The sequence below is a fragment of the Vibrio sp. 99-8-1 genome (assembly GCF_013114595.1).
Lineage (GTDB): Bacteria > Pseudomonadota > Gammaproteobacteria > Enterobacterales > Vibrionaceae > Vibrio.
Genome location: NZ_VTXE01000062.1, coordinates 1 through 9,666, shown reverse-complemented (window position 1 = coordinate 9,666; position 9,666 = coordinate 1). Strand labels below are relative to the sequence as shown.

Annotated in this window: 7 protein-coding genes; all 7 read left to right on the top strand. The window is 40.3% G+C overall.

What is annotated here, in order from left to right:
- Positions 1–413 precede the first annotated feature (413 nt).
- The 7 genes from F0227_RS21470 to F0227_RS21440 all read left to right on the top strand — a co-directional run bounded on the left by F0227_RS21470 (position 414) and on the right by F0227_RS21440 (position 9,519).
- Complete coding sequence (locus F0227_RS21470) at positions 414–986, top strand: hypothetical protein (protein ID WP_171755296.1); 573 nt, start codon at positions 414–416, stop codon at positions 984–986.
- Between the two features lie 8 nt (positions 987–994).
- Positions 995–2,755: an OmpA family protein gene (locus F0227_RS21465; RefSeq protein WP_171755295.1), complete on the top strand. Its 1,761-nt coding sequence runs from the start codon at positions 995–997 to the stop codon at positions 2,753–2,755.
- Positions 2,756–3,259 (top strand): Rab family GTPase, encoded by a 504-nt coding sequence (locus F0227_RS21460; protein ID WP_171755294.1) that lies wholly within the window; start codon positions 2,756–2,758, stop codon positions 3,257–3,259.
- 1 nt (position 3,260) lies between these two features.
- Positions 3,261–5,372 carry a bifunctional diguanylate cyclase/phosphodiesterase gene (locus F0227_RS21455; RefSeq protein ID WP_171755293.1) on the top strand — a complete coding sequence of 704 codons (2,112 nt, stop codon included), beginning with the start codon at positions 3,261–3,263 and terminating at the stop codon, positions 5,370–5,372.
- A 384-nt stretch (positions 5,373–5,756) separates the two neighbouring features.
- Positions 5,757–7,166: an aldehyde dehydrogenase family protein gene (locus tag F0227_RS21450; RefSeq protein ID WP_171755292.1), complete on the top strand. Its 1,410-nt coding sequence runs from the start codon at positions 5,757–5,759 to the stop codon at positions 7,164–7,166.
- 136 nt (positions 7,167–7,302) lie between these two features.
- The gene (locus F0227_RS21445) at positions 7,303–7,584 is read left to right on the top strand and encodes a ribbon-helix-helix domain-containing protein (protein WP_171755291.1); all 282 of its coding nucleotides are present in this window, start codon (positions 7,303–7,305) and stop codon (positions 7,582–7,584) included.
- Between the two features lie 480 nt (positions 7,585–8,064).
- Positions 8,065–9,519, top strand: a complete 1,455-nt coding sequence (locus F0227_RS21440) for a hypothetical protein (protein WP_171755290.1) — start codon at positions 8,065–8,067, stop codon at positions 9,517–9,519.
- Positions 9,520–9,666: the final 147 nt, after the last annotated feature.

The following is a 9,666-nucleotide window of genomic DNA, read 5'->3' as shown; positions in this document are numbered from 1 at the left end:
TACTGATTCTTGCCGTAGAATGACTATGCCTTCAAATCAGTGCCTTGATCAGCAGCCAATAAATTCTCGCTGAACAAGCACCTTGAGGTCACTTGAGTATATTTATAAGCAAGTTACCTATAGTTAATTAATGGGTAACTTGCTACTGCAAAAAAGAGATAATCAGTAATATCAGAATGAGAGAAGAGAACGTGCTTAGCTAGCTACTGTAATCATCGAGGTTATTTTTGTAGCAAGTACTTCAGGTCAGTTCTATTTCTCATAAAGGAGATTAAATTACTTATGAAATTAGATCCTTATTATTAGTTAGGTGTATATTAAATTAGGAAAAAGTGATTTTCGTCCAGAGTTTGAGTTGTGCGATACGATTGAATCGCAGCAAAACGTAAGTTGGTTTGAATAAGGAAATTATAATGGCTGAGCACGATGAGGTTGAGGTTAACGAACAAGTAGAAGAAATAGAAACAGAAACAGAGAATAGCAGCGCGGATGTGAATACTTCTGAGTTGGATCAACTTAGAGATATTGTATTCGGCTCGGCCAAAGCCGATCTTGAAGCCCGTCTTGCGGCTCTTCAACAAGAGATGCGTGAAGGCTTTAACGACGCAGCGAACAGTTTGCAAAAGCAGATGGCTGATATGCAAGCTTCCCTCCAAGATAATGTTCACACCTTAGAAGATCGTATTTCATGGGTGGACAATCAACACGACGAAAAAACATCTCAGTTAAGCGCTTATGCTGACAAACTTGCGGCTGAAATCGAAATGAACGACGCGAACAGCAAGCAACAGGACGACGATCTTCATAAACGGTTAGATAACGAAATAGATCAGCTAACAGATAAGTTTACTCAACAGCATGATCAAACAATTGAACTCCTTAACCAAGTGAAAAAAGAACTCAACACCTCTAAGACAGATAGAAAAACCCTGGCTAGGCTTCTGGCTACCGTGGCTGACAATCTTGAAACTGACGAAAATTTTTGAGTTGAGTTATGAGTAACCGTAAGGGGACTGATACAGAAGAACATACACAGATGAAGCATATTCGCCATTTACTCTTGGGTGACAACAATAAACTTGTCCGAGATACCATGGAGGAGAATGCACGAGACATTGTGAGTAATGTTCTAACCGAAGCTTTACACGATCGCCAAAAATCAGATGGCACGGTGAGTAAAGTACTTACGCCGCTAGTAGAGAAATCGGTGGAGGCGTCTGTTGTCGCAAGAAAAGAGCAATTTGTCAGCTACCTCTATCCTTTGGTCGGTAGTTTAGTCCGAAAGTCAGTTAGCGCCTTTCTTTCTGAAATTGTTGAGCAAACCAATGCACTTTTAGAAAGCAGTTTGACCTATAAAGGGCTGAAATGGCGCGTTAAAGCGTGGCAAGCAGGGGTCAGTTACTCTCAGTATGTGGTCAGCCAAACATTTTTGTTCCGAGTTGAACAAGTACTTCTTATTCATCAAGACACTGGCTTACTACTGAATACGGTAGTAAAAGATAAAACTCAAACCACCGATGCCGACATGGTCTCGGCGATGCTTACCGCCATAAATGACTTTGTTTCCGACTCTTTTTCACAGCAAGACGATAGCAGTGAGCAAAGCTTAGACGAGATCAAAACAGATGACTTTACACTGCTGATAAAGCGTGGACCAAGGGCCATACTTGTCGCCGCAGTATCAGTGTCAGGAACCGTTCCTTCTCACTTAGGTGAGCAGCTACAGTTAACCTTAGAGGATATTCACCGAATTTATGGTGATGAACTTGAGACATACGATGGAAACTCAGCGCCATTTGATAATACCGAACAACAACTAACAGACTGTTTGCTTTCCCAGCAAAAGCAGCAAGAAGATGTGGTTAAGAAGAGACCTTGGTTGGCGTTAGTTTTGCTTTTCGGTCTATTCTCATTTATCGGCTATTATTTATATGAACGTTGGCAGTTAGATTACTACGCATGGCAAGTCAGCCAGTTGCCGCCTGCGGCTGGTATCGTGTTACTCAATGCTGAACGTTGTGAAAATGAAATATGCGTTGATGTGTTAAGAGATCCCATTGCTCAACCTGTGACTAGCTGGATTGGTGAGACTGCCTCAGTTGATGTTCCATGGCAGATCAATGAACAGCCATTTCAGTCATTAGAGCCTGAATTACTGCAACGCCGAATTAATGCAATATTAAACGACTTTCCAGAGTTGACCTATGAATCATCTAACACTCAGCTTGTTGGAGAGCTGTCACCTCAACGCTATCGGTTAATTCAAAAGCGGATAGATAGATTACCAGACAGCCCTGAAATGGCGAAGATATTGCAGCAAGTCACGGTGAGTCAGCACAGCATAAATGGTGGCTTGTTAGATCAGTTTTTATTCGACCAACTAATTACCACAATTGAAGGCGTGAGCATTCATTTTGAGAACGACCAGAGTAGTTTGAACGAGCAAGGAGTGCGGGCGTTAGAAAGTTTAAGTGGGACAGTGATTTCCGTGACAGAGATGTCATCCAAGTTAAAGCAAAGTATACAGATAGTAATTATGGGAATTAGCGATCCTCTCGGCACCAAGGGCTATAATCAAATATTGAGTAAAAAACGTGCTGATGTGGTGAGAGACAAGTTAATAGAACAAGGTGTTGATCCAAATATAGTGAGATCCGTTGGCTTAGGGATTTTAGATTCAAGTTACGGTGCTCGACGTGTAGCGTTTGGGGTAATTAAGTTTTTACCTGAAAGTTCGGAGAGAGTGCAAAATTAGATGATACAAAAAAAAATATGCATGTTAGGTGGTTCAGGTGTAGGTAAAACCAGTCTAGTTAAACAATATGTAGAAGGTATTTTTTCAGAAAAATATCTCACCAGCATAGGGGTTAAAATAGACAAGAAATGCGTAAGCCTTGATGACCAAGAAGTGCTGCTCATGTTGTGGGATATTGAAGGTGTTGATCGCTATGCGGGATTTAACGCTAAGTTTCTGCGAGGGGCGGCTGCGGCTATTGTTGTCGTTGATCAAACTCGACCTCAATCACTATTAGACGGACTAGAAATATGCCGCTTGGTTCGAGCGGCGGGTAATATTCCTATCACACTTGTTATCAACAAGTGTGATTTGCCAATGGCACAAACATGGGACATTGCAGAGCATAGTGAACTGCACACAATGTTTAGAGAGCAATACCAAACCAGCGCAAAAACAGGTGCAGGTGTTGAAGAGTTATTTTTTCGCGTAGCGGAATTTACAGTTAATCAACAGGTAGGTTGATATGTTAGCGTCTTTTCTTGAGGATATGGGAATACTTGATTGCTCGGTTGTACAGCGATTGAGTGAAGGGCGTTATAAATTACTCTATGCCAATGAAAACTGGCTCTATTCACTGTTTCCTAATCAGCATTTGCAACTTGATCAAACATTTACCTTTCAGCAAGAACCTGCCTACTTAGTGGACTTTCTTTATGATGCTGTTGAGTTTTGGAACCAAGGAGTCGAGGGAAAGATAAACTCAGGCATTTGGAGTGAACAGATAGACAATCAATTGTTGCGACTTGAAGCCTCTGCTATTAGTCGTAATGGTGAGCACTTTTTGGTTATTTTTAATTTAGAAAATGAATATAACCGTCGACAAAATACCCTACAAATCGCTCGAGAGTTACTGATATCTAACGACACTATTTTGGAACAGCATGAGTTAATTCGGTCAAGAATAGAAGAATTAACGGTATGTAACCAACAGCTTAGTGATGTGAAGTTGCCGGTAAAGGATGTGATAGAAAGTGCAGATTTTGGTATCGCTATCTTTGACAAAGACATGCACGCAATAGAGCAAAACCCTGCCCTCTACTACTTGTTTGATGCGGCAAAACCAAAAAGTGGCAATCCTGCGAAAATGTTATTGGAATTATGCCGACGTCAATCTCCTGAACTTCAACGAGTATTTGATACCTCAAGCCGATGGAGTGGTGAAGTTTATTGGTTAAAACCGCCAGAACTGAGCCGATGGTTACAAGTCACTATCTGCCCTGTCACCGATAAAGATGCTGTGAACTACTGGGTATTTTTAGTCACTGATGTAAGCCGAGAAAAGTACCTGCAACAAAGCAATGAAAAACTCACCTATTTTGATGTGTTAACCGGATTACCGAACAGACAATATTTTTGGCAGTGCCTACAAAATGCGATTGAGCTTAATAGGGATTTTTATGTGTTACAGATTGACGTAAAACATCTGAAACGCATTAACGAAACCTATGGCTACTCTGCTGGCGATCAAATCCTTAAAGACATTGTTGCTCGTATGCAACCTATTTTAGGGAGTGATAACCTACTTGCTCGGATTGGTGGAAATGAGTTTTCCGCTATATTTCATCACGATGATGAGCTTGCTTGTGCTCTGGTGAGTGAACGCTTGGTTGAAGCGGTCAATGAACCATTTCAAGTGTTGTCGCAATATCGTTGTAATGTTGAAATTAACATTGGTGTTGCTCATTTTCCTCTTGATAGTGAAAGTGCCGAAGATCTAATGAAATATGCTGATCTTGCGGCATTTACTGTAAAAAGAGAGAGCAAAAGAGCCGTTCAGTTTTATTCTGCCGAACTCAAAGAGCAGTTACGTCAACGAAACGAGTTGGAAGCGGCATTGAGAGAAGCAATTAAAGAGCAGCAGTTTGAGCTTTACTTGCAGCCAGTACTGGACTTAGAGACGCGTAAAATTGTTAAAGCTGAGGCTCTGATACGTTGGCTTCGTCCTTCTTATGGTGTCGTCTCTCCTGATGAATTTATCCCAATTGCAGAGCAAACAGGCTTGATACTGGCTATTGGCCAGTGGGTTATTCAGCAAGCAAGTAAGCTATTGGCGGAACTTCATAAACAGAACTTAGAGATCAAATTATCGGTTAACTTATCACCTGCACAGGTGAGTGATAGCAACTTACTAGATTTTATTCGCGAAAGCGTACAAGCGAATAATATTGATGCCTCGTTCTTAGAACTAGAGTTGACGGAAGGGGTGCTGGTGGATGACTTTGATAAAATACGCTTCTTTTTAGAAGAGGTGAGAAAGTTAGGAATTAGCGTTGCCATCGATGACTTTGGTACTGGCTATAGCTCTCTCTCGTATTTGCAAAAATTACCTATCGATCATTTAAAGATCGACCGTTCTTTTATCAAAGAGTTAACGGGATCTGAAAGCAATCGTGCGATAGTATTGGCCGTTCTTGCTATGGCTAAAGGTTTAAAACTGGGAGTGATTGCGGAAGGAGTGGAGAATGAGGAACAGCAGCACTTTTTGCGAGAGAATCATTGTCAGGCGGCTCAAGGTTATCTATTTAGCCGTCCGGTGCCATTTGATGAGTTCCGAAAACTAATCTATCCCGAGTGATCTAAGAAACAGTGTTCTAGCTAAGTTACTGATACCGTTTAGGAGCGTGTTAATACGCTCCTTTAAACTTTACTTCTTTAAGTCATGTAGGTAACAGATGATGTGGATAAAAGGTCATAACGTGACATGTAAGCCTTGTGGCCTCTTTCTGTTTCACTAAGTTTATTTATTAATTGGCAGAAATCACAGCAATAAAAGATCATATATAACTACTACATCGTTCTAAATTCTTCTTGTTTAAATAATAAAATATCAAGCTGAAATTAATTGTTTGGCTTATAAATAAAAATATTAAAATAAATTAAAAATGATTTTTATGGAATGTATTTGCTCCATTTTTTAATGGCAGCTGTTTAATGACGGCGACTTATGTTGGGATAATAAATGGCAAGTGAAAATTATTTAAGAGTAGTGAACCCCTATGACAATGAACTGGTAAAGGAAATAAAGAAAACTAAAGAGGTTGATGTTATACGTTGTATCCATAATGCCGTTTTAGGACAGCAAGAGTGGTCAGCAAAGCTGCTCAATGACAGAGCGAAAATATTATATAAATTTGTCGAGTTAGTGAAAATAAATAAAAGTGCTCTTGGTTCGCTACTTTCTCAAGAGTCAGGGAAACCTATTTCTGAAGCGATAAAAGAGATAAACAATATTATTATTGGCTTTCTCGCATTTATCGAAAAAGCCAAACACCTTAATAATTTATCGTTTCCTGGCGAAAGTGAAGCTGGCCAGCAAGCAAATATTCAGATATCTGCGCGGGAGCCTCTTGGGGTTATTGCCTGCATTTTACCGTTTAACTTTCCTTGTGATCTATTTTGCCAAAAAGTCGCACCGGCATTGATGATGGGGAACGCAGTGATTGTTTTACCATCAATTGAAACACCATTAGCTGTTCGAGAATTAGTCGGCTTATTAAAACAGGCGGGTGTCCCACAAAGTGTTATCCAAGTTGTGATAGGTCACGGTGAAGAACTAGGACCGATACTGACGCGTCATCCCGATATCAAAATGGTTTCCTTTACTGGTTCGACACGAGTAGGTTTAAAGGTGGCGAAAAGTTGTAGTGATCGTCTTGCACAAGTTTCTCTTGAGCTTGGTGGCAATGATGCATTTATTGTTTGTGAGGATGCTGATACGGATCTCGCTGTTAAAGAGATGATACAGGGGCGTATGTACAATACTGGTCAAGTCTGCTCAGCCAGCAAACGTTTTATTATTCACAGCTCTCAAATTCAACGCTTTGTTGATAAAAGCGTTGAGCAACTGGACAAGTTACGTTACGGCTCCCCTCAGGATCAATTAACAAACATCGGTTGTTTAATAAGCCAAGAAGCGGCAAGAGAAGTGGAGCGACAGGTTAAACTCACCTTAAGTCAGGGAGGAAAGCTTGTGTATGGTGGCCGACGGTTTGGCTCTCGTTACACTCCGACGATAATAACCAACATTCCATCAACGGCAGATGTGGCATCCGACATGGAAATACTGGGGCCAATTGTCGCGATTATTCCATTTGATAATGAAGAAGATGCCATCAATATTGCCAACTCTTCAATATACGCATTAAGCGCTTCTGTTTTTACCGAAGATTACAAAAAAGCCATCAGCTATTCAAAGAGAATAGAGTCTGGTGTGTTTGTTGTTAATGGGGCAAGTCTCCATCGAAGTTTCGAAATACCGTTTTGTGGACATAAAATGAGTGGTTTTGGTACAAGTGGGGTATCTTCTTCTTTGCAGGGAATGTCAAAATTGAAAATGTTGATATTAAAAGATGTATATGAAGTTGACTAATAAATTATAAATGTTTTATCTATATTTCGTATAATAACTAGTGCGTTTTATTATTTTTATTGTTTTTTAAATCATTCAATTTGAGAAAGCTGTTCGGTATATTCCATGTCTCAAGCTACTGAGAAGGATGATTATTATGTGTTTATTTTTATTTGGAGGTAATCCTTCCATCTACTGTAAAACAACTCGATCTGTTCGAATTTGTGGCCAAGTTACCAGCATTCGTCTGGAGAACATATTTTGGGACATACTAAACCAGTTATCTCATTCTCAAGGAAAAACAATTGGTTTATTTATATCTAAGCTGTATATAGAAGCGCTAGACAATAATTTAGATATGAGAAACTTCACATCTCTATTGCGCTGTGCCTGTATCACCTACCTAGAAACGCATGTGGCTAGCAAAGGTGAAGAATGATGAATCTGCCTTTCTTTTGTTGGCAATAGTGAACTTTATTCAGTTTTCGTTCCGCTCCGCTCATTAGAGAACTTAATAAACTGGGGGAGGGGAGTATGCCGACTCTTAAACCGAAACTTCGATTGAATTGTGTGAGTAATTATTTACTCATTGTTGTTATTTGTCTGGTGAGAAGCATCAAATCAGTCAGTTGTTTTGAACGACATAGCATGCAGTCTGCTCTTAATGGTTTGCTTAGCGATGGGATCATGATGTTCCAAATGCTCAACGAGTTGTAAACATGAGATGCTTATTGCTGTGTGTCCTGTTTGCTTGAGCTTATTGTATCCCTCTAACAGCCTAATAAATCCAATCAGACATCACTGCTTTTTACTACTGAATTTGTCATTTTCACCCATACGGGTGATGAAAAAAAAGCACCTCAAACATAACTTTACCTTAAGAAAATAACGTTAAAAGCAGTAACAAGTCGAGGTAGTTATGAATATCCCATTAAACAAAATTATAGTGGCATGGTTAAGCTGCACTAGTTTATTCGGGTGTGGCGGAGATAGTGCAGACAGTGCAACCGATCAAAAAGTGACAGGGAAACTTATCGATGGCTATATTACCGGAGCCAAGATATTTATGGATCTCAACTTCAACTCTCAGCATGATGCTGGAGAGCCTTCAACGACAACAGGGGCAAATGGATCATTTGAGTTTACCAAAGAGACGATTAGTGCTCAGCCATGCTGGAAGCATGTACCGTATGTCGCGGTAGTTCCTGTTGGCGCGATCGATAGTGACACCCCAAATACACCAGTGACCGAACCTTACAAAATGACCTTTCCCCCGCTCTCTTTTAAGAATTCAACATCTGAGGTATATGTCACTCCAATCACAACGGAAGTTTGGAATGGTGCAAACAGTAATTTACATCTAGATGGCTTAGAAATGGGGTGTTCAGAGCTGGTATCAGATGAATCGAAGGTAGAGGAACTCAAACAGCTAGTGGCCAAAGAAGAAGATAAGGTGATGGAAAAATACGCCGTCAGTTCGTTGAACTTATACTCTGACTACGTGGCATCGGGCAACAATGCGTTACATACGAAAGCGAAAGAGACCGTGAGTAAACTTAAAGTTGCTTTTGAAAATGAAACCACGTTAAAAGCAGGAAACCCAGACGCAACTTATGTACGGGTAAGTTACTTTGAAGATGATGGAGATACTATTCGTTATCAGCACATTACCACGGAAGATGGCTATATAAGAAAGTATGATCATGTGAATAGTGATGATTTAACAAACGTGATTACCACGGAAACCCATGAGATCATGCGCTATATTTACAATCACGATAAAACCATCAAACTTGAGTCTAGCTATTTGCTGGATGACAGAACGACCGATAGCAACACATACACATGCGTGTATTTAGAAAATTATAAGCAAGTTGGCAGTGGGGTTATCTACAATATCGAGAATCACGCTTCTTCAGCAGCTATTGCCGATATGGATGAGTGTAAGACAGTGACATTAGCATCCAATCCATCAAGGCAAGTGCTTGGGGTACGTCTTCGCAATGGAAATATTTTAACCAATAAAACTCGATTAATGTATCCGAATGGTGGGTTTCACCCTCAGTACTCTGGACATTTCACTTTGGGAAATAACCCAGATAACATCTCGCATACGGTACTAAACTCCCTCTCATTTATTGATGTCGATTTTTATAGTGAAGAAGGTCACGGTGCTTCTGCATGGGCAAGAGCACGATATGATTATACCCAAGCAACAAACTATCTTGTAAAAGATGTGCATGATGAGAATGGTCAGTGGGCCCGAGGGATTGAGTATTTTGATGGGCGTATTGATCGAATATGTGGCGATACAGAGGCGAGTTTAGATACAAACCCTCCGGTTAGTAATGATAATGATACTTGTAACCCATAACATGTATACTCAAGTAACTTGTTCAGCGAGAATTTATTGGCTTCTGATCAAGGCACTGATTTGAAGGCATAGTCATTCTACGGCAAGAATCAGTAACACAGAGCAGGAGCCAATAAAACTCGCCCTTTGGGAGCACATCAACACGCC

What these genes read in the sequence shown, in the direction of transcription:
- F0227_RS21455 (WP_171755293.1), top strand. Translation starts at nt 3,261, where the DNA reads ATGTTAGCGTCTTTTCTTGAGGATATGGGAATACTTGATTGCTCGGTT.
- F0227_RS21465 (WP_171755295.1), top strand. Translation starts at nt 995, where the DNA reads ATGAGTAACCGTAAGGGGACTGATACAGAAGAACATACACAGATGAAG.
- F0227_RS21440 (WP_171755290.1), top strand. Translation starts at nt 8,065, where the DNA reads ATGAATATCCCATTAAACAAAATTATAGTGGCATGGTTAAGCTGCACT.
- F0227_RS21460 (WP_171755294.1), top strand. Translation starts at nt 2,756, where the DNA reads ATGATACAAAAAAAAATATGCATGTTAGGTGGTTCAGGTGTAGGTAAA.
- F0227_RS21445 (WP_171755291.1), top strand. Translation starts at nt 7,303, where the DNA reads ATGTGTTTATTTTTATTTGGAGGTAATCCTTCCATCTACTGTAAAACA.
- F0227_RS21470 (WP_171755296.1), top strand. Translation starts at nt 414, where the DNA reads ATGGCTGAGCACGATGAGGTTGAGGTTAACGAACAAGTAGAAGAAATA.
- F0227_RS21450 (WP_171755292.1), top strand. Translation starts at nt 5,757, where the DNA reads ATGGCAAGTGAAAATTATTTAAGAGTAGTGAACCCCTATGACAATGAA.